General features: G+C 63.1%; 28 protein-coding genes. 13 read left to right on the forward strand and 15 right to left on the reverse strand.

What is annotated here, in order from left to right; genetic code table 11:
* Positions 1–75: 75 nt before the first annotated feature.
* On the forward strand, positions 76–1,059 hold the full coding sequence (locus ACV1FX_RS08495; RefSeq protein WP_473117221.1) for a hypothetical protein: 984 nt from the start codon (positions 76–78) through the stop codon (positions 1,057–1,059).
* 17 nt (positions 1,060–1,076) lie between these two features.
* Here ACV1FX_RS08495 and ACV1FX_RS08500 read toward each other — a convergent pair whose 3' ends face one another.
* Complete coding sequence (locus ACV1FX_RS08500; protein WP_473117090.1) at positions 1,077–1,223, reverse strand: hypothetical protein; 147 nt, start codon at positions 1,221–1,223, stop codon at positions 1,077–1,079.
* Between the two features lie 229 nt (positions 1,224–1,452).
* A complete protein-coding gene (locus ACV1FX_RS08505) occupies positions 1,453–2,859 on the reverse strand; it encodes a DUF5939 domain-containing protein (protein ID WP_473117091.1) in 1,407 nt (468 codons plus the stop codon).
* A gap of 193 nt (positions 2,860–3,052) precedes the next feature.
* Here ACV1FX_RS08505 and ACV1FX_RS08510 point away from each other — a divergent pair, with 193 nt between their 5' ends.
* Positions 3,053–3,403 carry a zinc ribbon domain-containing protein YjdM gene (locus ACV1FX_RS08510; protein ID WP_473117222.1) on the forward strand — a complete coding sequence of 117 codons (351 nt, stop codon included), beginning with the start codon at positions 3,053–3,055 and terminating at the stop codon, positions 3,401–3,403.
* 34 nt (positions 3,404–3,437) lie between these two features.
* The gene (locus ACV1FX_RS08515) at positions 3,438–3,611 is read left to right on the forward strand and encodes a hypothetical protein (RefSeq protein WP_016840760.1); all 174 of its coding nucleotides are present in this window, start codon (positions 3,438–3,440) and stop codon (positions 3,609–3,611) included.
* Positions 3,612–3,712: 101 nt separating this feature from the next.
* Here ACV1FX_RS08515 and ACV1FX_RS08520 read toward each other — a convergent pair whose 3' ends face one another.
* Both ACV1FX_RS08520 and ACV1FX_RS08525 read right to left on the reverse strand, forming a co-directional pair.
* A complete protein-coding gene (locus tag ACV1FX_RS08520; RefSeq protein ID WP_449382110.1) occupies positions 3,713–3,877 on the reverse strand; it encodes a Flp family type IVb pilin in 165 nt (54 codons plus the stop codon).
* Positions 3,878–4,061: 184 nt separating this feature from the next.
* Positions 4,062–4,325, reverse strand: coding sequence for a hypothetical protein (locus ACV1FX_RS08525; protein WP_473117092.1), 264 nt, complete (start codon positions 4,323–4,325; stop codon positions 4,062–4,064).
* Between the two features lie 249 nt (positions 4,326–4,574).
* On the opposite strand from ACV1FX_RS08525, the gene ACV1FX_RS08530 reads away from it, so the two are divergent.
* Positions 4,575–5,138: a phasin family protein gene (locus ACV1FX_RS08530; protein WP_473117093.1), complete on the forward strand. Its 564-nt coding sequence runs from the start codon at positions 4,575–4,577 to the stop codon at positions 5,136–5,138.
* Between the two features lie 89 nt (positions 5,139–5,227).
* On the opposite strand, the gene ACV1FX_RS08535 is transcribed toward ACV1FX_RS08530, so the two are convergent.
* Together ACV1FX_RS08535 and pdxY are read right to left on the reverse strand one after the other, a co-directional pair.
* The gene (locus ACV1FX_RS08535; protein WP_473117094.1) at positions 5,228–5,704 is read right to left on the reverse strand and encodes a hypothetical protein; all 477 of its coding nucleotides are present in this window, start codon (positions 5,702–5,704) and stop codon (positions 5,228–5,230) included.
* A gap of 159 nt (positions 5,705–5,863) precedes the next feature.
* The gene (gene pdxY / locus ACV1FX_RS08540) at positions 5,864–6,667 is read right to left on the reverse strand and encodes a pyridoxal kinase (RefSeq protein ID WP_473117095.1); all 804 of its coding nucleotides are present in this window, start codon (positions 6,665–6,667) and stop codon (positions 5,864–5,866) included.
* A gap of 282 nt (positions 6,668–6,949) precedes the next feature.
* On the opposite strand from pdxY, the gene ACV1FX_RS08545 reads away from it, so the two are divergent.
* A complete protein-coding gene (locus ACV1FX_RS08545) occupies positions 6,950–7,282 on the forward strand; it encodes a GYD domain-containing protein (RefSeq protein WP_473117096.1) in 333 nt (110 codons plus the stop codon).
* A 529-nt stretch (positions 7,283–7,811) separates the two neighbouring features.
* On the forward strand, positions 7,812–9,137 hold the full coding sequence (locus ACV1FX_RS08550) for a hypothetical protein (protein ID WP_473117223.1): 1,326 nt from the start codon (positions 7,812–7,814) through the stop codon (positions 9,135–9,137).
* Positions 9,138–9,159: 22 nt separating this feature from the next.
* On the opposite strand, the gene ACV1FX_RS08555 is transcribed toward ACV1FX_RS08550, so the two are convergent.
* The 5 genes from ACV1FX_RS08555 to ACV1FX_RS08575 form a co-directional block, all read right to left on the reverse strand.
* Positions 9,160–9,540 (reverse strand): hypothetical protein, encoded by a 381-nt coding sequence (locus ACV1FX_RS08555; protein WP_473117097.1) that lies wholly within the window; start codon positions 9,538–9,540, stop codon positions 9,160–9,162.
* A gap of 29 nt (positions 9,541–9,569) precedes the next feature.
* Entirely contained in the window at positions 9,570–9,761 is a 192-nt protein-coding gene (locus ACV1FX_RS08560; RefSeq protein ID WP_473117098.1) for a hypothetical protein, read from the reverse strand.
* Positions 9,762–9,923: 162 nt separating this feature from the next.
* The gene (locus ACV1FX_RS08565) at positions 9,924–10,211 is read right to left on the reverse strand and encodes a hypothetical protein (RefSeq protein WP_371929900.1); all 288 of its coding nucleotides are present in this window, start codon (positions 10,209–10,211) and stop codon (positions 9,924–9,926) included.
* Between the two features lie 145 nt (positions 10,212–10,356).
* Positions 10,357–11,298, reverse strand: a complete 942-nt coding sequence (locus tag ACV1FX_RS08570) for an SH3 domain-containing protein (RefSeq protein ID WP_473117099.1) — start codon at positions 11,296–11,298, stop codon at positions 10,357–10,359.
* A 135-nt stretch (positions 11,299–11,433) separates the two neighbouring features.
* The gene (locus ACV1FX_RS08575) at positions 11,434–13,359 is read right to left on the reverse strand and encodes an FAD-binding monooxygenase (protein ID WP_473117100.1); all 1,926 of its coding nucleotides are present in this window, start codon (positions 13,357–13,359) and stop codon (positions 11,434–11,436) included.
* Between the two features lie 118 nt (positions 13,360–13,477).
* Between ACV1FX_RS08575 and ACV1FX_RS08580 the strand changes: the two genes are divergently transcribed.
* The gene (locus tag ACV1FX_RS08580; protein ID WP_473117101.1) at positions 13,478–13,942 is read left to right on the forward strand and encodes a MarR family winged helix-turn-helix transcriptional regulator; all 465 of its coding nucleotides are present in this window, start codon (positions 13,478–13,480) and stop codon (positions 13,940–13,942) included.
* A gap of 6 nt (positions 13,943–13,948) precedes the next feature.
* Here ACV1FX_RS08580 and ACV1FX_RS08585 read toward each other — a convergent pair whose 3' ends face one another.
* Positions 13,949–14,470 (reverse strand): DUF1993 domain-containing protein, encoded by a 522-nt coding sequence (locus tag ACV1FX_RS08585; RefSeq protein ID WP_473117102.1) that lies wholly within the window; start codon positions 14,468–14,470, stop codon positions 13,949–13,951.
* A gap of 172 nt (positions 14,471–14,642) precedes the next feature.
* Here ACV1FX_RS08585 and ACV1FX_RS08590 point away from each other — a divergent pair, with 172 nt between their 5' ends.
* Positions 14,643–15,074 carry a COG4315 family predicted lipoprotein gene (locus tag ACV1FX_RS08590; RefSeq protein WP_473117103.1) on the forward strand — a complete coding sequence of 144 codons (432 nt, stop codon included), beginning with the start codon at positions 14,643–14,645 and terminating at the stop codon, positions 15,072–15,074.
* Between the two features lie 16 nt (positions 15,075–15,090).
* Here the strand turns inward: ACV1FX_RS08590 and ACV1FX_RS08595 are convergent, their stop codons facing one another.
* Complete coding sequence (locus tag ACV1FX_RS08595) at positions 15,091–15,288, reverse strand: hypothetical protein (protein ID WP_473117104.1); 198 nt, start codon at positions 15,286–15,288, stop codon at positions 15,091–15,093.
* 153 nt (positions 15,289–15,441) lie between these two features.
* Entirely contained in the window at positions 15,442–16,038 is a 597-nt protein-coding gene (locus ACV1FX_RS08600) for a L,D-transpeptidase (protein ID WP_473117105.1), read from the reverse strand.
* 329 nt (positions 16,039–16,367) lie between these two features.
* Between ACV1FX_RS08600 and ACV1FX_RS08605 the strand changes: the two genes are divergently transcribed.
* The 5 genes from ACV1FX_RS08605 (at position 16,368) to ACV1FX_RS08625 (ending at position 19,344) form a co-directional block, all read left to right on the forward strand.
* The gene (locus ACV1FX_RS08605) at positions 16,368–17,318 is read left to right on the forward strand and encodes a hypothetical protein (RefSeq protein ID WP_473117106.1); all 951 of its coding nucleotides are present in this window, start codon (positions 16,368–16,370) and stop codon (positions 17,316–17,318) included.
* 219 nt (positions 17,319–17,537) lie between these two features.
* On the forward strand, positions 17,538–17,798 hold the full coding sequence (locus tag ACV1FX_RS08610) for a hypothetical protein (protein WP_473117107.1): 261 nt from the start codon (positions 17,538–17,540) through the stop codon (positions 17,796–17,798).
* A gap of 352 nt (positions 17,799–18,150) precedes the next feature.
* Positions 18,151–18,387, forward strand: a complete 237-nt coding sequence (locus tag ACV1FX_RS08615; protein WP_473117108.1) for a DUF6894 family protein — start codon at positions 18,151–18,153, stop codon at positions 18,385–18,387.
* A gap of 157 nt (positions 18,388–18,544) precedes the next feature.
* The gene (locus ACV1FX_RS08620) at positions 18,545–18,925 is read left to right on the forward strand and encodes a hypothetical protein (RefSeq protein ID WP_473117109.1); all 381 of its coding nucleotides are present in this window, start codon (positions 18,545–18,547) and stop codon (positions 18,923–18,925) included.
* Between the two features lie 173 nt (positions 18,926–19,098).
* Positions 19,099–19,344, forward strand: a complete 246-nt coding sequence (locus ACV1FX_RS08625) for a hypothetical protein (RefSeq protein ID WP_473117110.1) — start codon at positions 19,099–19,101, stop codon at positions 19,342–19,344.
* 18 nt (positions 19,345–19,362) lie between these two features.
* Here ACV1FX_RS08625 and ACV1FX_RS08630 read toward each other — a convergent pair whose 3' ends face one another.
* Positions 19,363–19,548: a hypothetical protein gene (locus ACV1FX_RS08630; RefSeq protein ID WP_449382128.1), complete on the reverse strand. Its 186-nt coding sequence runs from the start codon at positions 19,546–19,548 to the stop codon at positions 19,363–19,365.
* Positions 19,549–19,651 lie beyond the last annotated feature (103 nt).

Below are 19,651 nucleotides of genomic sequence, written 5' to 3' on the forward strand. Positions count from 1 at the left end.
CGAGAACTATCCTCCTGATCGGACTGCCGTACTCATTCCGTTGACGACTGGATGGAGAGCGCTTCGGTGTCTGAGATGCACGACCCTAAACCTGACGATCCGAAGCCGGATGATGCCAAGCCGGATGAACAGCAAGGCCCGCAGCGCGCCGATGGCGAGCTGACGCGGGCCTATGAACGGATCAAGAGCGCCAATGAAGAGCTTGCACGGCTGGACCGGCTGGTTTCCGGATTGGAACGCGGCAGCGACAGCCCGCCACCTCCGCCCCCGCAGGCAAAGACCGATGCTGAGCCGGGCGACCCTGCCCCGGACAAAGCTCCGGCGCCGGAGAGCACGGTTCGCCATCAAGGCCTGAAAGAGGATCGGCCCATGCTGCGCGCCTTCGTTGGCCTGTTGCTGGCGATCGGCATCCTTGGTGCTGCCTTCGCCTCGCAATATCGCGATGAGGCCAAGGCGATCATGGCGCGATGGTCTCCGCAGGCCACGAGTCCGCGCCCGGAGGTATCGGAGGCTCGCAGCTCGGCGCAGCCGCCCGCAGTCCAGCTAGCCGCTGCGGATGAGCCGACGTCGGTGCCGGCACCGCCGGTCGCGAAAAACACGGAAAAGGAACCGGAAAAGAAGCCGGAAAAGGAACCAGACAAGCAAGCAGACAGCGTTCCGCCCGCGGCCGCCCCACCGACCGACCAGACATCCGCCGAGCTCGCGCAATCGCTCAAGACCATCACGCAGTCGCTCGCGAGCATCAACGAAAAGCTCGAGCAACAGAAGAGCCGCAACGAGCAATCGCTTCGCGAGCAGGCTGACGTCATTCAACAGCTCAAGACGGCGCAGGAGAAAGGTGCGCAGGACAATGCGCGCCTCGCCGCGCAGGTCCAGGCGCTGCAAACGCAGCTTGCTGCGTCATCCGCGAAGCCCGTCGCCCGGACCGTGATGAGGGAGAACGATACCGCTGCGCGCCAGCACGTGCCCGTAGCCGCACCTCGGCGGCCCAGGCCGGCGCGAGGCCCCTGGATGCCCCCGCCCTACATGGACGACCCTTACGGCTATCCGGATTGGTGAGTCCCTACGATGAGGCTTTAGAAAAGTCCCGGGCTGAGATCCAGCCCGTAGGTCAAGCCAAGCACGAACACGAACAGCACGGCCGCAGCGAACAGCGCCAATTGCCTGACAATGAACGTACGTGGTGACGGGGTGGCAATGGCAGCTTTCTGCGCAACGGGCATGACGGACTCCAGTATGATTTCTAGAAATGGCCGCTTAGGATGCGGCGGCCGCATCAAGCCGCGCGATCTGCAAAACAACCATTAAAGAGATCATGTCCGTTTTGAACGGCCGTACATAACGAGCCGCGTAAGCCCGGATGTCGTCAACACTCGCCTCAGCCCGCCATCGGCTACTTTGGACGGGGTTGTTTTCCGCGCTTTTTGTTTTGTCTCACCAACCCTCCCCGCGTCAGGGAATCTCGTACACCGACACCCGGTCCGCGATGCCGCTCAGGGCAACGCTGCGGCGCGTCGGCTGCAAGCCGCCGGCCTCGAGCAGGGTCCGCGCGCCGGCATGCTCCACCACAGGCTCCGTCACCACGATCGCGCGTGAGGCGGCCAGCCCCTGGACGCGCGAGGCGACGTTGACGGTCTGGCCGAAATAGTCCTGCTGGCCGTTGAGGGTGACGGCGAGGCACGAGCCTTCGTGGATGCCCATCTTGAGCAGCAGGCCCTGATGCTGGCGCTCGGCGCCGAGGTCGCTCATCGCCTCGCGCATGCGGATGGCGGCGGCGATGGCCCGGTCGGGCGTCTCGAAGGTCGCCATCACGGCATCGCCAATGGTCTTCACAATGGCGCCCCGCTCGGAAACGATGATCTCCTGCAAGAGGCGGAAATGCTCGTTGACGAGATCGAAGGCAACGAGGTCGCCGACATGCTCGTAAAGCCCGGTGGAGTCGCGCAGGTCCGAGAACAGGAAGGTCAGGCTCAGGATCTTCAGGCGCTGGCCGATGGCGAGCGTGTCGGTGCGGTAGAGATCGCGAAAGGTCTGGTTGGTGAGAAGGCGCTTTGCCGTCAGCGCCGGCTTGCGACGTGTCAGGAGATCGTCGAGCGCCTTGTTCGCGACCCACACCGCGGGCAGCACACGGCCGTCGGTGCGGTTATCCAGCGCCAGCCGCAGCGGCCCGGGGCGCAGGCTGACCGCCTCGGCGGGCGTCTCGGCCTTGTTGAAGATCATCGAGAGGTTTTGCCGCTCGCTCGTCTCCTCGCCCTTGACGTCGAGAAACTGCGCGGTGTGCGTCACGGGATCGAACACGATCAACGTGCCCTCGGGCACGTGCAGGGACAGGATGGCCCGCTCGCCCGGCGGCAGGTCGAAAGTCTCCAGCGTGACATCCCGCAGCAGCGTCTCCACGTCGCCCGGGAGATCGATGGCCGAGCTCCAGAAGATCTGGCGATAGTAGTCGGCCAGCGACAAATCATCGGGATTGTGGGCAGCGATCTTGCGCACGCGCGGGCTGATCGTGAAGGTCACCTCGACGAGATTGTCGAGCGTCGTCTCATGGCCCGCGGCGCAGAAGGCGCAATGATAATGCGGGCTGTTGAGGGTCTTCAGGCTCTTGTTGGCGGAGAGCACGCCGGCGCAGCTCGGGCAGATCACGCTCCAGGTCATCTCGGCCATGCCGAGCTGCACCGCGTGCAGCAGGCCCGCAACGACGCGCTCCTCGTCGAGGCCAGCATTTGCTGCGAGGTCCAACGCGTTCATGCGGTTCAAGGCATGGTCCGGCGCCTCCCGCACCATGCGCTCAAGCATGTCGACGACGTCCTCGTCGGCCGACTGACGCAACACACCAAACAGGGTTTCGATTTCGCTCATGCGATGATGTTACCTGGAAGAGGCGCAAGCGGTAATCCGCTCCCTCTCAGCTATGTCTCGTGAGGCAGGGCACAAGCCGTATCAGCCAATTGCTGCGTCACGATGATGGGAGCAACGCACCGCCCGGATTTCCCTTGCTTTCCCCTCCCCGGCCCCTACGGTGCGCCCGCCTGAGAAGGGGACAAGCTTGACGATGGACGATGTCATGAAATGCCCGAGCTGCCACTCGGAGCATGCCTACGAGGATCGCGGTCTCTGGGTCTGCCCGGAATGCGCTCATGAGTGGAGCACGGCGACTGAGGCGGCGCCGGAAGCAGCGCAGGAAGCGGGCGTGCGCGATGCCAACGGCAACGTGCTTGCCGATGGCGACAGCGTCGTCGTGATCAAGGATCTCAAGATCAAGGGATCGTCATCGGTCGTCAAAGGCGGCACCAAGGTCAGGAACATCCGCCTCCAGGACGCCACCGACGGCCACGACATCGCCTGCAAGATCGACGGCATCGGCGCCATGAATTTGAAGTCGGAATTCGTGCGCAAGGCGTAAGCCCGGACCCACGACCTGCAAAGCGAGGACGACCATGAATGGCAATCGCTACTACGGAGTTCGGGTCGAGGGCGCCAAATACGGCGTCGGCTTCGGTTCGGCCCTCGCCATCGCGATCTCCTACACCAAGAACCATTCGATCCTGTGGGCGATCATCCACGGCATTCTGGGCTGGCTCTACGTGATCTACGCCGCGCTGTTCGGCTGATGGGTCTTTCGGGGCGAAGGATCTCCGCTTACAAAACTTCTGATTTACGATATTTCTGGAATGGTTGCAGCCCGGATGATCCGGGCTACGCATTCACCGCTTTACTTCAACGCGGTCGCCAGCGCGGTGAGCTTCTCAACCAGATTGGTGCCGAGCGCGTAAATGACTTCGATGATGGCAAGCGCGATGCCGGCGGCAATCAAGCCGTACTCGATCGCGGTCGCGCCGGACTCGTCAGCGATGAATTTTGCGAAAATGCGCTTCAAAAGAGTATCCTTTCCGGTTGTGCAAGGCATAGCCCGCACGCAACCGGATAGGACGCGCAATCTACGATTGAGTTAATTCAGGTCCGTCAATTTGACGATATGCGAGACCCAGGCTGGGCCTGCATCGTGCTCGCAGGATGGGTCCGGCCAACGGCTGAACCCACCCTGCCCGTTAGGATCTGGCTCAGCGCGCGGTGCCGGTCGTGACCGGCGCGGTCGTTGCGGTCTTCACCCTGGCGCGCGGCGTCAGCACAGTCACCTGATGCGGAGACGGCGCGGTGGTGACGGCCGCCTGCTGGTTCACATGGGTGGCGCCGAGCAGGCCAACCTGCACGGGCGAGGCCGGGAAGCCATTGGCCTCATAGCTCGGCAACTCCGCGGCAAAAGCAGCAGTGGCCGCAGCAACCGACATGGCGGCGGCTGCAATGGTTAACGAAATCGTCTTCACACCGAATCTCCTGGGTAGAACTTGAGATCCGGAGTTATGGCCTCATGCTGCAGCGCGGTAGCCTATCTTGCTGCATTGCAACAATGCAGATTTCGCAGATGGCACTGGTGCGGGGATTCTCTCCGGCCCGCGTTCATCCAGCCAAATCTCATCACAGGCCCGCCACGCCGGCGACAAGCCGCAATCGCGATTTCAGCGCAAATACGGCGGAGGCTTGCGGCTTCATCGATATTGGGGAGTCATTTTGTAATGTTGAGTGCTGACCATACCAAGCCGACCGGGAAATCCGGCCAGCGTAACCGGAAGAAAAAGGCAAGGCAGACCAAGGCGGAGGAGCAACACGCGACCGCAACGGATCAGCTGCAGGAACCCGCGCAGGAAAATCCCGCCCTGCAGGAGAATCCCGCCTTGGAGAGCAGTCAAGCGACCGAGCTGGAGACCAGCGCGTACCTCGAACCGCAGTTCCCGTCGACTGAGGTATCCGCCGCCGAGCAAGCAGACGTGCCAGCCGCTTCGACGGAGTTCGTCCCGGTCAGCATTCAGTCGATTGCAGATGCCTATGGCGACTACACCAGAAGGTCACTGGAACACGCCTGGTCCTTCGTCGGAAAGCTCGCGAGCGCGCGCTCACCCGCGGAGGCGTTTGAGCTTCAGATGGAATTCGCCAAGCAGGCCTGCGAGGCCTTCGTCGCAGAATCGCAGAAAATCGCCGACCTGCAGGGGCAATTGGTCAAACAGCGGGTCGGAAACCTCGAAGGCTTCGTGGCGAGGATCACCCAGACCACGCTCGAAGTCCGCGCAACACGCCACTAGCTGGCCGTATTCCGGCACTCGCAAAAAAAAGAGACCGCCCGAAGGCGGTCTCATATCCCTCGGATCAAGGGGACCGGATCCGGAGGGACCTAGGCGCTTTCGGATACCTGCTCCTGCTCGGCCGGCCCATCCTCCTCCGAGGAAACGCTGCCCGCAGCTTCCATTCTGCGCTTCACCTGCTCGCATGTCTTGCGGACGTCCTCCGTGAACAGGGCGCATTCTTCAATCCTCTTGAAGATCTTGCGTCCTTCTTCACGGTAACCCGCCGCCGTTTCGCGCATATACGCGATCGCATCATGCACCTGGGCCGTCAGCGCCTCGCATTTTTGCGCAGCGCCGATCAACTCGGCCCCCATTGCTTCAATCTCTTTTGCGGCGGATTCATAATCGCGAATGACCGCCTCTGCGCTGAGGGCGCCGACGCGCGTGACACCCTCCGTGTGCTCGACATAATCAGGCAATGCAATTGAAGCTAATGAACTTCCCTGCCGAACTGACGCAATGTCCGCCTCAAGTTGAACCAGGTTTACCGAGTCCTTTCTTCGCAATTGTTCAACACTTGCCATGGGTAGGTTCTCCCGATACGCGCCCCGAACAACCCCAACGCTCCCAATGTATTACGGGGGTAACTTGCCTTCTAATTGTATCTGTTCTTGACGGCCCAAAGTTTGCCGCATTTTAGCAATCATCGGCGAGACACGTGCAGATTAAAAGGTTAGCACTTCTCAACCTTGCGGCGCGACAAGGCAGATTTCCTCCGATCCCGTGCGATGCGTGCGCGAAAGGGCCGCAAATACCCCATCTACCGCCTGCCGAACCGCGATCTCGACAGTGGCTCCCTTCGCAAGGCCCGCCGCCAGGAGCCCCGATAGCAGATCACCCGTCCCGCACGGACGTATCGGCAACCGCGCTGTCGCAAAGCGCGACAGCTTTTCGCATTGGCAGAGGATTGTCTCCACCTGCCCTTCTTGCGTATCGGCGAGCGTGCAGCCGGTCGCGATGATGCCTCGCGGGCCCTGCGCCGCGATGGCGGCGCTCGCGGCCAGCAAGCCGGCGGCATCTTTCACCCCAATACCGGACAACAGTTCCAGCTCGAACTGGTTCGGCGCGACGAAGGTCGCGGCCGGCAGCAGCCGCTTGCGGATCACATCCAAAATACCGTCGACGACGTAGACCTTGCCGTCGTCCCCAATCACGGGATCGCAGAGATAGATAAGCTTTGGATTTCGTCGTAGCGCGCGCTCGACGAAATCGGCGATGACCTCCGCGTTTGCAGCCGAGCCGAGATAACCGGTGAGAAGCACGCCTGCCCGCTCGATCAGGCCGCGCTCCTCGACGCCGACCAGAAGATCGGCCACGAGCTCCGCATCCAGCACGCGGCCGCGCAGCGTCGGATAGCGCGGGTGGTTCGATAGCAATGTCGTGGGCACCGCCGCGACATTCACGCCCTCGGCCTGCATGGGATAGACGGCGGCCGAATTGCCGACATGGCCGTGAACGACCTGGCTTTGAATGGAGATGACGAGCATGTGCGCGATTTGACTTAGAGGATGGATGGAGCGACAGCGATAGCCGTCAATTGCTCCACCAAGATGATACCTTTCGCAAGAGCTGAGCGGTCCTTCTGCGCAAGGTGGATGCATTGTCGTGCAGGAAAAAGAGACTATAGTCCCTCGCTGCTGCCACACCGGACATGCCGAAGTCCGCTTCGTTCTCAGGCAGTTTGCATGCCGTCGGCAGGCCTGATCCTCGCCCTTGCGGGCGCCTTTTTCAAAAGCTCATTGTGCGATCATCACCCAACGGAGGGAACGATGCCATTGTTCATCACCTACGTCTCATACTCGAACGCCGGCGTGAAGGGGCTCGTCGAGAAGCCGTCTGATCGTTCCGAGGTCGTCAACAAGCTGGTCGAGAAGGCCGGCGGCAAACTGCTTGGCGCGTTCATGACCACCGGCGCGCATGATGCTGTTCTTGTCACCGATATGCCCGACGGCTCCGATGCCATTGCGGTCGGCATGGCCGCTGCTGCAAGCGGTGCGGTGGCGAAGATCGAAACGGTGCGCGCATGGAAGATGGGCGAGTTCAAGTCGGTCGCCGAAAAGGCTTCGCGACTCGCTGCGGCCTACACACCGCCGGGCAAATAGAGTCGGCGATCGCGCGCGACGCTGGCGCGCTTTGGCACAAACTGCACATCGTCATGGCCGGGCGCGTCCCGGCCATGACGATTTCTCGCGCTGCATCGCGCGTTAAGTGTGTGCATTAATTGAAGTCACAGTTCTTCCGTTGCAACACGCATTTCGTAATTACGCGTGCAACAATTTTCGATTATGGTCGACACGACCGGGCAGGACGTTTGAGCTCGTGCGGATTTTGAAAACCCCGGGGCTGGCTTTGCGGTACCTACTTTCATTGGCTCTGCACTCATGACTTCAAAGGCCGCCGTTAGGCGGCCTTCTTGTTTCGACGCATCGCGATCGTGCGTCAGCTGGCGGTGGCCGTTCCCTCCGAGAAACACATGGAACCCGCGCGTGTCCGCCGGGCCACACTTGCGCCGAAAAGCTCCACACTCGCCTTTTGCGCCATTGCGCTGCCATATCCTCGCCCGAACAATTGCTGCGTCGCATGCTTGGCTGTTGCATCGGGTTCCGGCGGGAGCCTTCGGAGGCTGGGATGATGAACGATCAGCGCTCTCTCATCGTGGCGGTGTCGTGCCCTGCGGCGGTTGTCGCGGGCTCGTTTGCATTCTGGCTCGTCGCAGTTGCCCCAGCGGCAATCCAGAACAGCAGCGCCAACCTCGCTGCGGAACTCCCCGCGCAATCCATCGTCGCGCACACCGAACTTGCCGACGTCCCGCATGCGACGAGCGCGAGCGAGCCCGCCGCCGAGATCGACGTGCCGACGATCGCACTGCCGGCAGTGAGCGCAACGACCGATGTGACGCCAGCCGCGACCGCATCCGAACCAGTCACGAAGCTTGCGTCGGTCGATCCCGTGCAAATGCCGCCCGTGGAAACTTCGCCGCAACCGGCGACTTCAAACGCACCGGAACCTGTCGCCGCCGATGTTGCACAAACGCACGAGCCGACCGTCAAGCTCGCTTCCGCCGATCCGACGGACGTGCTGCCTGCTGAAGCGCCGCCGCTCGCCGCAGCCAGCGCGGCCACGCCTGAGCCCGCCGCGACTGACGCGAAGGCAACGACGCCCGAGGGTCCGGATCCGCTCGAAGTCGCGGACGAATGTCTCGTCGTCGACGTCTGCATCGACCGCTATCTCTGGGCGCTCTATCAGCGCACGCCCAAGGAGGACTCGATCAAGGAGCAGGACCGCCGCAGCGTCACGATCAAGCGGCGTGGCAGGATGGTGACGGTCACGAGGACCTTCACCAAGCTCGTCGACGAGGATTTCGCCTGGAAGGATCCAAAGGCCGCGGACAAGGCCGGGATGTCACTGATGGACTACGTGATCGGCGGCATGGACCGCAGCTTCAAGCTCAAGCTCTTCCACGCGCTGCACGCCGCGCAGGCGGCCGGTCTCGAGCCCGGCATCACCAGCGCCTTCCGCGACGACTATCGCCAGTCGATCGCGAGCGGCCTGAAAGCCGCCTCCAACCGGTCGTACCATGGCGGCAGCACTCGTGGCGGCTATGGCCATGGGCTCGCCGCCGACATCGTGAGCGTCAAGGGCGAGAACCGCGCGCAGCGCTGGGTCTCCACAGAGGCACTGTGGAAGTGGGTCGATGCCAATGGCAAGGCGCTCGGCATCGGACGGCCCTATCTCGACCACGATCCGCCGCATGTCGGCCCGATCGACGGCCAGGAATATGTCTCGCGCCGCGGCGGCGCGACCTCGAAGCAGGCCGTAGCCGAGGCGAAGCCGCACAAGAAGGTTGCCGCGCGGAAGCTCGCTGCCGCACGTGCGGCCAGGCACACCGCTGCGCGCGAGACGCGCGGCTCCAAACAGCCGCAGGCGGCCAGAGCCTCGAAGGTGCGCGCGAGTTGAGCAGGTAGCCGCGTAGGGCCGTTTACCTCTGCGGCACCGATGCCGGCGGCCGCGGCGACGACCGAGGTACAGCGCCAGACTTCGACGATTTCGCGGCCGCGCGCGGCTTGCCGGCCGGCGGGCTGTCGACGCTCTCAAGATACGCAGCGAGCGCCTTCGCCGAATCCGCGCTGCTCGCATAATGGTCCTTCAGGAACCAATAGAGCGTAAAGCTGAAACGTCCCTTGGCCAGACCGCGCGGGCTGCGGTGACAGCTCGCGCAACCATCGGCAAACAGTTTTTGCGGCGGCTTGCCCTCGTCGAGATTTTGCGCGCGCGCAATGGTCGCGGTCAGCAGCACTGCCGCGGCCACGCCAAACAGAGGCGCGACGAGCCCGCGCCCCGATCGATCAGATGACGTCAAAATAGTCCCCTGTCCCCATCAAGCGGCCGTCAGGCCGCCAGCAACGCCTCGAACTCCGCCGGCGCGTAGGCCTTGCCATTCTGGTCGGTAATCACGACCTGCCAGCCTTCGCTGGCCCACACCCGCGCCTTCGCCACAATCACAAGCCGGCTCTCACGCTCGAACCTGTACGTCTCATTGTCGCGTTCTGCGACCATCTTGTAAGCCACGATTGTCCCCATCGCACGTCCCCTGCACCCGCCTCTCACGTGCCAGCGGGCTTTGGCGGCAATTCGCCGGGAGCGTGGCAATTTGGTGCCGTCCAGAGCATCGTGCAGCCTCGCGACCGCCGCCGCGGCACGCGAAACCGTCACGTTATGGATGTCGGACGCGCTGGGCGGCGGTCAGTGCACGCGAATGACGTGCGGCCGGCCGAGGTCGATCAATCCCTGCACCGCCGAGAGGCGGTCTTCCAATGCTGCAATCGTCACAAGCAAATTATTGCGCCGCTCGTCCAAGATGCCTTTTTCGGCGTCGGACAATTTCGTCCTCGTCCGCTGCTGGTCGAGATCGAGAAGCGAGCCGCGATAGCCTGCAATCACGCGGGCGAGTTGCTTCGCTTCCTTCGACATCGATTTCATCGCGACATTTTGCCGGCGCGTCTCCGAATGGCCTTGCTGTCTCATCGTCATCCTCCCGTAAGCCCCTTGCCCCGAGTGGACGAGCGAATCATCCGGTTAAGTTGTTACGTTCAATAAAATCTACCTCTGCGCAATTACCTCAAATTGTGCAGGCCGGAAAGGAAAAGCCCGGCTCTTGGCCGGGCTTTCGCTCTTGTCAATGCCGCTCGCGGCCCGGAGGTCCGCCGGCCGGTGCTCCGCCACCATGCGGCGCAGCGTTGACGTGCGGGGCACCGCCGCCGCCGGCATGGGGCATCGCGGGCGCTGCTGCACGCGGAGCCGGTGCCTGCGCATGTGCATTCATCGGGGAGCCGTGGCTGACATTGGGCTGCGCGACGTGCGGCATCGCGGGACGTGCCGCGGGCGCCGCCGAGATGCGCGGCGCCTCGTGACCGCGCGCGGCCTGCGGCTGCGGCCGCGCCATCGGTTGCACGCGGGCAGCGGCGCGGTTGTTCTCACGGACAGCGGCACGCGCATTCTCATGCGTCGCTCGCACCGCGTTCGCGTTCTCATGCGTCATCCGTGCCTGTGCATCCGCCGGGCGACCACGGATCTCGCGAGCCTGCGATTGCTCGCGCGTCACACGCGCGGCTTCGCCGGCGCGGGTCCCGCCTCCGACCGCGATCGCACCTTCGCGCGTCGCGGCGCGGCCGATGCGCGCGGCCCGCGGATCGAGCGTCATCCGCGTCGCGTTGCGCTCATGCGACGTCCAATAATTCGTCCAATAATCGCGGCGATGATACCAGGGCCGGCCGGCATAGTAGCTCGACCAGTACGAGTTCAGCACGAACGGCACCACGGGAACGTCGACCTCGTCGACATAGTCGGGCAGATAGACGTAGTGGTTGCGGTAGAGATATTCGAGGTATTGCGACGACACCCAGCCGCGATCATCCGACCAGTTCACATCGCACCAGGCCTTGCCGTCAAGGCAACCGTGGACATTGACGCGGGAGCCTCCGGGAATCCGATCGACCATCGGAAAGCCGGGCCCCGGCCCTGCCCTCAATCCGACGGACGCAGTGACGATGCCGGGCGCCGCAAGCGCGGCAGTCGGCGCGAGCAGCACGGCTGCCGCAAAAACAAGTCTAAGCTTCATGGCGTGATCCTCCTCATGCGAGCACGAACGTTCGAGCGGAACGAGCGTTCCGCGCCATCGCGTCGAATGAGCCGAAAGATGAAAAGGTCGCTGGCGGACGGGTTCAATATTCATCCGCCATTCATCGCGCGCCGCTCAATTCAGCTGCAACATGAAGCCGTCGAAGAATGCCGCCAGCTCTGCATAGGCATCGAGCGGCAGCACATGTGCGACGTACTGGTCCGGACGCACCACGACCATGCATCCCGCATTGCGATCGATCCCGCGCATCGCAAAGATGTCGTGCCCGCCCTTGAGATCAGGGCAGAACATCTTTTCGTAGTCGCGAAGTCCATACCGTCCCTTCGCCGGCAGAAGCAGTGACGGCATCGCACCGATGGCGAGCTCGCGATGATCCTGCTGGAACACCGCGCGCACATCGATCACCGAGTCGATATCCGCATCCCCCGGCGTATAGCGCCGCACCGGAGACTCCCGTCCCTGGCTCAGGAAATTGCAGAGCGCGGCAACCGGGCCCTCGCCGGCCGCGGGATTGCCCGCACCCGCAAAGGCGAAGATGCGCCAGCGGCCGTCGGTTTTGGCGACGTGCCCGAGCTGGAGAGGCTTTGCATCGGCGAGACGTATCACCGGCGCGGAATGAAAGCGCCTGCCGATCACGAATCCGCTGGCCAGGTGCTGATGCGTGGTGTTGCCGGCGAGGAGACCTGGTCGATAATGCGTCGCCGTTCCCGCGGTATAGCGCCCGTGGCGGACAAAATAGTCCTGGGTCTTCGCCGCATCCGCGGCCTTGCCGTCGCCCTTGGCCGAGGCCAGGATCGTCGCCCATTCGCGATCGAACTCGATCAGCTCCTTTGCCATCGCCTGGCGTTCGGCCGAATAGCTGTGCAGGAGGTGCGGCGCGCACTGCTTGCGCAGGACCGAGGCGAGCTTCCAGCCCAGATTGAAGGCGTCCTGCATCGAGACATTCATGCCCTGCCCCGCCTTGGGGCTATGAGTGTGGCAGGCATCGCCGGCAATGAAGACACGCGGCAGCCGCGTTGCTGTCTCCGCGTCCGGCACGTCGTCGAACTTGTCCGTCAGACGCTGGCCGATCTCGTAGACCGACCTCCAGGCGATCTCCTTCACCTCGAGCGTGTAGGGATTGAGAATGCGGCGCGCCTTGGCGATCAAATCGTCGGAGGTGATGTTGCGGTGAGCGACGCGTTCGCCGATGTCGAGCGTCGTCAGCTCGACATAGAGGCGCACGAGATAGCCGCCCTCGCGCGGGATGACGATGATGCTGCCGTCCTTGGCCGACTGGATCAGTGCCTTGAAGCGGATGTCGGGAAAGTCGGTCACCGCGAGCACGTCCATCACGCCCCAGGCGTGGTTGGCGGAATCGCCGTGCAACTCACGGCCGATGGATTTGCGCACGGTGGAGCGCGCTCCATCGCAGCCGACGACATAGCGCGCCTTCACGGTCTCGATCTCGCCCTTGTGATCGGGATCGACCCGTTCCAGCCTCACCGTCACCGCGTGATCCTCGACGTGCGCCGCGGGATCGACATGGAGATCGATCAGACGCCGCGCGTAGTGGGGCTCGAGCTTCGCCGGCGACTTGCGCATGACGTCGAGAAAGCCGTCATGCACGCGCGCCTGGTTGAGGATGACATGCGGAAATTCGGACAGCCCATCCTCAACGTCCTGTACCCGTCCGCTGCGCACGATGTTTGCACTGTGCCTGTCGTCGGATTTCCAGAACGTCGTCTCGTTGACCCAACAGGCCTCCTTGAGCACGCGCTCGGCAAAGCCGTAGGCATGGAACATCTCCATGGTACGGCAGGCAATGCCGTCGGCCTGGCCGACGAGAAGCCGCCCGGGCTTCTGCTCGACGATGCAGGTCTTGATGTCGGGAAACGCGGCGAGCTGCGCCGCGAGCGTAAGGCCTGCCGGACCGCAACCGACGATCAAAACATCGACCTCGCCCGGAACCGAACCGGTCATGCCAGAGGCCTGAATGCGCTCTGCGGGGTCGGCGATATCGGGGTCGCCCGGCACAAAGCCGTTGAGATGGAACTGCATGAGACCTGCTCCTCCCGTGTTGCGCGGCAAACGGACCTTGTTAGGCCCTTCTTCAATATTGATCAGCATACTGACTATCAGTATACTCGTCAATAGCCCCCATCTGAAGGAGAGGCCCGTGAAAGACAACGACGACATGCCCGGCCATCTGGCCCGTCGCTTTCAGCAGATCGCAGTGGCGGTGTTCCTTGCCGAGGTGGAGGACGCAGGCTTCGATCTCACACCCGTGCAATATGCGGCGCTCGCAACCATCAAGGCTAATCCCGGACTCGACCAGGTAACTTTGGCAGGCCTGATCGCCTACGACCGCACGACGATTACCGGCGTGATCGATCGCCTCGTGCAGAAGGGACTTACCGAGCGTCGCGCCAGCAGCCGCGACCGCCGCGCGCGTGAACTCGAGATCACCGACGAGGGACGCAAGACGTTGCGTGCCATCACGCCGGCAGTCGAGGCGGCGCAGCGGATCATGCTGCGCGGTCTGACCGATAAGGAAGCCAATGAGTTGATGCGGCTGTTGCGCAAGGCGATCGCCGCAGGCAACGAGCTCAGCCGAGCGCCGCTGCGCGAGGCGCCGACCTGAGCGCGCTCACGTCTTCAGCTTCAACCGGCCGATGAAATCGCGTTTTCCGAGCGGCGCGCCCTTGTGACGAAGGATCGCGTAGGTCGTGGTCGCATGGAAAAAGAAGTTCGGCAGCGAGAACGACATCAGAAATCCTTCCGCGGTGAATGGCACCGTGCGGTCGCCGACCTTGAACGTGACATCGCGGCCGATCAGCGTATCGACGGCATCCGGCGTCAGAGCGGAGATCTCATCGCGCGCCTCGATCACCAACGCCTGAAGCGCTGCGTAATCGAGATCGGCCTTGACGCTCGGCGGGACGAACACCCCGTCCCTCGCCGCTGCAAGCGCGCCGCGCGAATGATGCGCGACCGAGACCACCTGGGCACGCAGCGGCCACATGTCCGGCGCAAGACGCGTTTCCACGACTTCGGCCGGATCGATGCCCTTCTCCTTGAAATGGACAAGGCTCTTGTCGAGGAAGCCGCCGACCGCGCCCAGAATCTGGAGATAATTTGCGACTGTTGCGTCGTAGAGCGAAAAGGCCATGGTGGATATCTCCCCGGTTGGATGCCGCGATAGGGTTCCGGCAAATCCTCGCCGATTGCAACCAATGCCCAAATTTGTCACAGCGCGGCGAAACCTGGAACTAACTTTCGGCTGCTACGGTCGCTTCGTTCTGCGCTTAACGCGCGATTAACTTTGCGATCGGGGGCCTTGGATGTTCAGGTTCGTCATGGCGGCAGCCGCCGCGCTGCTCCTTTCCGGGCAGGCGCTCGCAAACGGACATGGCTCGGATGCTCCGCCGCCCCCAAAACCCGATGCCACGACCGCACCGGCGCGCGTGATCCTGACCAAGCAAGGCCCCAAGCTCGTCGATCTCAAGGGGATGACGCTTTACTATTACGAGCGCGACACCAGCGGCAAGACGTCGAACTGCGACGGCAAATGTACCCAGAGCTGGACGCCGCTGTCGGCGCCGACCGACGCCAAGGCCGTCGGCGACTTCACCGTGATCACCCGCAATGACGGTAGCAAGATGTGGGCCTACCGCTATCGCCCGCTCTATACGTCTCCCGCCGACAAGGCGCCCGGCGATACCAATGGCAACGCCACCACCCTGCAATGGCGGATTGCCCGGCCCGACGAATAGCGTAGCCACTCGAAGCTCAATGGCTTGAACTGCTCGCGACCTTCGCATGTGTCACGGAATCGACGGCGGCGTAATTCACCTCCGGATTCCGATGCAGCGCCACGTACACGACCAGTCCTGCGAGGACTGAGCCATAAAAGCCGACGCTCGCCCACCGCCATTTTCGCGCAATGCGGCGGTCGTCCTCATTCAATTGATAAAAGAATTTCTGCATGGTGCCTCCGATGGCAGCTAGCCCATGAGGGATAGCGCACCCGCGGCAAATCCGCTGTGAGGCAGTTCACGTTTCAAGGTTCCATGGCGGAACGCAGAGGCCGATTCCGTCCGCCGCCGCTATGCGTTAAAGCTTGATGCGACTGGATATGCTCTAGCCGCGCAAGCCGTCCCCCGCCCCGGTTTGCGCGGTCCGTCCTGGGGGCAACACCACCACGGTCGAGCCGAGTTTGACCCGGTCATAGAGATCGATCACGTCCTCGTTGCGCATCCGGATGCAGCCGGACGAGATCGCCTGGCCGATATATTCCGGCTGGTTGGTGCCGTGGATGCGATACAGCGTGTCCTTGTTGCCGGCGTAGAGATACAGCGCCCGCGCACCGAGTGGATTGGCCGCACCGCCGGGAACGCGCGAAGGATAAGGCCCCAACCGCTCCTGGATCTCCGGCGTCGGGATCCAGTCCGGCCATGCGGCCATACGGCCTACGCGTGCCACACCGGAAAACGCCATCGCCTCCTCGCCGACCGCCACGCCGTAGCGGATCGCCTTTCCGTCCGGCAGGACATAATAGAGATAGCGCGCGTCGGTATCGACCAGGATCGTCCCCGCCTGCTCCTTGCGCGAATAGTCGACGATATGGCGGAGATATTGTTCGGGCACATTCGCCTGCGCGTACGGCGTATGGGCCAGCAACTGCCGATCGCGCGGCGTCATGCTTGCATCGTTGGATGGCGCCAGGGTTGCCTGCATGCAACCGCCCAGCGACAGCAACGCAACCGATAGCATCGAGAGAGAGGATTTTTGCACAGCCTGCCCCAGGTTGCGCCCCCAAACCTTCGACACATCTGTTGCCCAAATCGTGCTGAAAAAATGGCGGGGCGGAGGGAACACCGACATGTGTTCGGCAGCCTTGGGGTTCCAGCGGCCCATCCGGCAAAGGGGGCGGCCCCACACTCTCCTTCCTGCTGCCTTGCTTTGGTCAAACCCGGCTGGACTCGTGCGCATTGGGGGCGGAGGACCGACTGATCTCTTTCAATCGGCTCGCGCGAATGCGGACGACCAAGGTTTAAGGAGCTTCGATGCTCGCGACGCTGAACAGCAAGCAAATCGTCGATGAAATCGTCAAGGACACGGTGAAGGATAACGATCCGCACGACGTGCTCGATATCGCGCCCGAAATCATCCTCGCCTCGCGCGCAGACAAGGCCGCGCCCGCGCCCACACTGGTGCCTGAGAGCGCCATACGTCCGGTCCCGAAGATCAATCTGGTGACCGGGGCTCCGGCGGCGGCGCCGTCGGTCGATACCGCTGTTCGCGCAGCAGCCAGCGATCTCCACGTCAAGCGGAAGCGTTCGTCGGTCGGCAGATGGCTCAGCGGCGCGTTTGTCACCCTGCTGTTTGCCGGAGGCAGCGCCGCCGCGACCGTCGCCTGGCAGACCCATGGCGATGCGGCAAAGGCGATAATCGCTGCATGGATGCCGACCCTAGTGGCTTCGCCGTCGCAGGCAACGCCGCCGGCGACGGAGCAGCCCGCCTCTACAGAGCAGCAAGCGACTGCGGCCGATCAGCCCGCCGAGCAACCGGCAACTCCGGCTCAGGCGCAGGACAACAGCAACACGACTCCATCACCAACGGCGCCAGACGCGACACAGTCGCTGCAGTCGATGACGCGCGATCTCGCCGCCATGACGGAGCAGATCGCGCAGCTCAAGGCTAACATCGCCGAACTGAAAGCGAGCCAGGAGCAGATGGCACGCGAGATCGCGAAAGCCGCACCGCCGAAACCTGTCGAGGCAAGGATTGCCGATCCGCGCGCCAAGCTCTCAGCTTTGCCACCGCGGCCGCCGGCAGCGCCTGTGCGCAAACCCAGGCCCGTGGTCGCGAGCCCGGCCTACGCACCGACCTACGCGCCAGCGCCGATCGCACCTCCGCCGCAAGCGGCTGCCGTTCCACCGCCGCCGCTTACCTCCGCCTCGCAGCTCGCCGATGACGATGGGCCAGTGGTGCGGCCACCGATGCCGGTGCACTAAAGTGCGATGAGATGAAGTGAATCGTGATCGCGCTTTAGGTTGTTGGTTGCGCATGATCTCCGCGCAAACGCATTCCGCGTTTGTCGCGAGGGAGGCCGCTTCACACTTTTCCGGATCATGCCTTAGCCTGTCAGGCGCATGAACCGACCGACTGCACGGCGGTCCAAGGCTCAGGACCGGTTCGCTCACCGACCGGACATGCGCCTCGAGCTGACAGTCATGTTGACGATCGGACGTTTCGCTTCATCTCTATGGCTCGCGGCAGCGCCGTTGGTCATCCTGCTCGCGACCGTCGCACTGCTCGTGCCGCTCGGACTGGCAAGCTGGGTCATTTCAATGGTCGCAGGCGCGCAAGCTTCGAACAACTTCGTCGCCAACGTCATGACGCTGTTCGGGATGCTGGTGCTGTTCGCACCGCTCGCAATTCTGATCCATGCGCTCGTCTCGCTCGTGCGCTGGCTCATGCCGAAGCAGCGGTGAGGCTGTCCGAGTCGTGGCGAGGCGTTGAGTCCGGACGACTACGGTGGCGAGGATTCGTGCTTTGCTCGCCAAAGAGAAAAGGCCGTCGGGATCTATGCCGCCGGCCTTCTCTTGCAACTGCCGGTTCCCGGAGCCCGGTTCTGTTGCAATTCCATGCTGTGAGCATGACCCGCGCATACTTAATAAAATCCTAATGACCTCACGTGCTGCACATGCTTTTTGCGTCATAAGCACAGAGATTGCGCGGACGCTTCGTTCGAGAAAGATCGACTCAGTGGTACCATCAGCTTCGTGAGACTTGTCGTCGGACGTGAGTACTCACGACTCGGCAGTGAACACTGGGGGACCTCGGATGCCTTACTACTCTTTCGATCTCGTAGTTGGTGAAGAGTTCAAGAACCAGGGCGGCATTATCCTCGAAGACCTCGAGGTCGCCTCCGATCGCGCTGAACAACTCGCCAATGAGTTGTCGCAGGTAAATCCCGATCTTCAGCACAGGGGCTGCGCCGTGCGCGTCACTGACCGCGATCACAACGAGGTCTATCGCACGCCGCTCGATCCCGTTCCGAGCTGGCAACGGCCCGGCTAGGTCGTCGCGCATCGCCGCCTCCGCATTCACCTGCGCAGGTCGGGGCAGAATCGCGTCCCGACCAGACGGGCCCGGACGAGTGCGCGCGATCTTCCACCCCCCATTGCGCAGCGGAACGCCGGACGCTAGCCTCCCAAAAAAACGGGAGGACGTCGGAATGCGCTACGGTTGGTTGATCGCAGGCTTGGTGCTTATTGCTGCGCCCGCCCAGGCCGCGCCGCCGCGGTCGGTCTATGTGACGATGGTCCTGCAGGCCTTCGCCGCCAAGGTGGAATGCCCCGGCACCGATCTCGCCTACCAGGACCTGGTGAAGCGAGCGCAGGACATGCAGCTGCCCGACGGCACGACCGAAAAAGTGCGCAAGGCCATCGCCTTCATGCATACCGGCGGCAAGATGGGCGAAAAGCAGGACGATGACCTCATGGCCGAGGTCGCTGTCGCAACCCAATCGACCGATCTCGACCAGCGGCGACTCGGGATGAGCAGCTGGTGCGAAGCACAGAAGACCAACCTCGCCGGGCTCATTCACACGAAGTGACCATCGCGGCTGGCTGCACGCCTGGGCCCGCCGCAACGGCATCGTCATCGCGCGGCGCGAAACAGTGAGGCGTTCGCGCAAACGTTAGCCATGCCGCAATGGAACCGGTGGTCTTGGCCAACAATCGTCACAATCCTCGCAAGCATGCAGGCAGCTTCGTCAAGGAGACCCCGATGCGGACTGCCCACATCCTGCTTGCAGGTGTGCTCGCAGGTGCGTTGATCGCACCCGTGCTCGCCAGGAATTCCAACACCGAGCAGGCCGAAGAGAAATCGGCTGCGTCAACCTGCAGCGCCTATCAGCAGGCGCCGGACGGCGCGTGGACCCAGCTTCCCTGCAAGGAGACTGGCGAAGGCCGCAGCCAGGCACAGACGCAGCACAAGCCGCCGGCGCCGGGGGCCGAGCCCGACGCGCACTGAGGCGAGCGCTGAGCCCGTTTAGCTCTGGTGGGGGCCCTTCATGATCTTCATGGCGTCCTCGATGTGACGCCACTCCTTCGCCTCCTCGGCCTCGCCGCGGCTCTCGCAGGCCTGCGCCAATTGTGCGGCCTGAGCAATCGCAGCAAAGCCATGCTTCTCGAGCATCTGACGCGCGATGGTATGAACCTGGACCTCCGACATCATGGGCGCTCTCCCGCTTGACGCATCGCGAGCCGCAGCGTTGATGCCGCCGCGGCCTCTGTCAAACGGTCGAGCGCAAGTCGGGTTCCCGCCAAACGCAAAGAGG

This window comes from Bradyrhizobium ingae (assembly GCF_055791185.1).

Coding starts and splice junctions, on each gene's coding strand:
- ACV1FX_RS08625 (WP_473117110.1), top strand. CDS start 19,099: ATGCGGACTGCCCACATCCTGCTTGCAGGTGTGCTCGCAGGTGCGTTG.
- ACV1FX_RS08545 (WP_473117096.1), top strand. CDS start 6,950: ATGCCATTGTTCATCACCTACGTCTCATACTCGAACGCCGGCGTGAAG.
- ACV1FX_RS08585 (WP_473117102.1), bottom strand. CDS start 14,470: ATGGCCTTTTCGCTCTACGACGCAACAGTCGCAAATTATCTCCAGATT.
- ACV1FX_RS08610 (WP_473117107.1), top strand. CDS start 17,538: ATGTTGACGATCGGACGTTTCGCTTCATCTCTATGGCTCGCGGCAGCG.
- ACV1FX_RS08535 (WP_473117094.1), bottom strand. CDS start 5,704: ATGGCAAGTGTTGAACAATTGCGAAGAAAGGACTCGGTAAACCTGGTT.
- ACV1FX_RS08550 (WP_473117223.1), top strand. CDS start 7,812: ATGAACGATCAGCGCTCTCTCATCGTGGCGGTGTCGTGCCCTGCGGCG.
- pdxY (WP_473117095.1), bottom strand. CDS start 6,667: ATGCTCGTCATCTCCATTCAAAGCCAGGTCGTTCACGGCCATGTCGGC.
- ACV1FX_RS08590 (WP_473117103.1), top strand. CDS start 14,643: ATGTTCAGGTTCGTCATGGCGGCAGCCGCCGCGCTGCTCCTTTCCGGG.
- ACV1FX_RS08510 (WP_473117222.1), top strand. CDS start 3,053: ATGGACGATGTCATGAAATGCCCGAGCTGCCACTCGGAGCATGCCTAC.
- ACV1FX_RS08615 (WP_473117108.1), top strand. CDS start 18,151: ATGCCTTACTACTCTTTCGATCTCGTAGTTGGTGAAGAGTTCAAGAAC.
- ACV1FX_RS08605 (WP_473117106.1), top strand. CDS start 16,368: ATGCTCGCGACGCTGAACAGCAAGCAAATCGTCGATGAAATCGTCAAG.
- ACV1FX_RS08495 (WP_473117221.1), top strand. CDS start 76: ATGCACGACCCTAAACCTGACGATCCGAAGCCGGATGATGCCAAGCCG.
- ACV1FX_RS08565 (WP_371929900.1), bottom strand. CDS start 10,211: ATGACGATGAGACAGCAAGGCCATTCGGAGACGCGCCGGCAAAATGTC.
- ACV1FX_RS08630 (WP_449382128.1), bottom strand. CDS start 19,548: ATGATGTCGGAGGTCCAGGTTCATACCATCGCGCGTCAGATGCTCGAG.
- ACV1FX_RS08595 (WP_473117104.1), bottom strand. CDS start 15,288: ATGCAGAAATTCTTTTATCAATTGAATGAGGACGACCGCCGCATTGCG.
- ACV1FX_RS08570 (WP_473117099.1), bottom strand. CDS start 11,298: ATGAAGCTTAGACTTGTTTTTGCGGCAGCCGTGCTGCTCGCGCCGACT.
- ACV1FX_RS08515 (WP_016840760.1), top strand. CDS start 3,438: ATGAATGGCAATCGCTACTACGGAGTTCGGGTCGAGGGCGCCAAATAC.
- ACV1FX_RS08620 (WP_473117109.1), top strand. CDS start 18,545: ATGCGCTACGGTTGGTTGATCGCAGGCTTGGTGCTTATTGCTGCGCCC.
- ACV1FX_RS08500 (WP_473117090.1), bottom strand. CDS start 1,223: ATGCCCGTTGCGCAGAAAGCTGCCATTGCCACCCCGTCACCACGTACG.
- ACV1FX_RS08505 (WP_473117091.1), bottom strand. CDS start 2,859: ATGAGCGAAATCGAAACCCTGTTTGGTGTGTTGCGTCAGTCGGCCGAC.
- ACV1FX_RS08600 (WP_473117105.1), bottom strand. CDS start 16,038: ATGCAGGCAACCCTGGCGCCATCCAACGATGCAAGCATGACGCCGCGC.
- ACV1FX_RS08575 (WP_473117100.1), bottom strand. CDS start 13,359: ATGCAGTTCCATCTCAACGGCTTTGTGCCGGGCGACCCCGATATCGCC.
- ACV1FX_RS08530 (WP_473117093.1), top strand. CDS start 4,575: ATGTTGAGTGCTGACCATACCAAGCCGACCGGGAAATCCGGCCAGCGT.
- ACV1FX_RS08560 (WP_473117098.1), bottom strand. CDS start 9,761: ATGGGGACAATCGTGGCTTACAAGATGGTCGCAGAACGCGACAATGAG.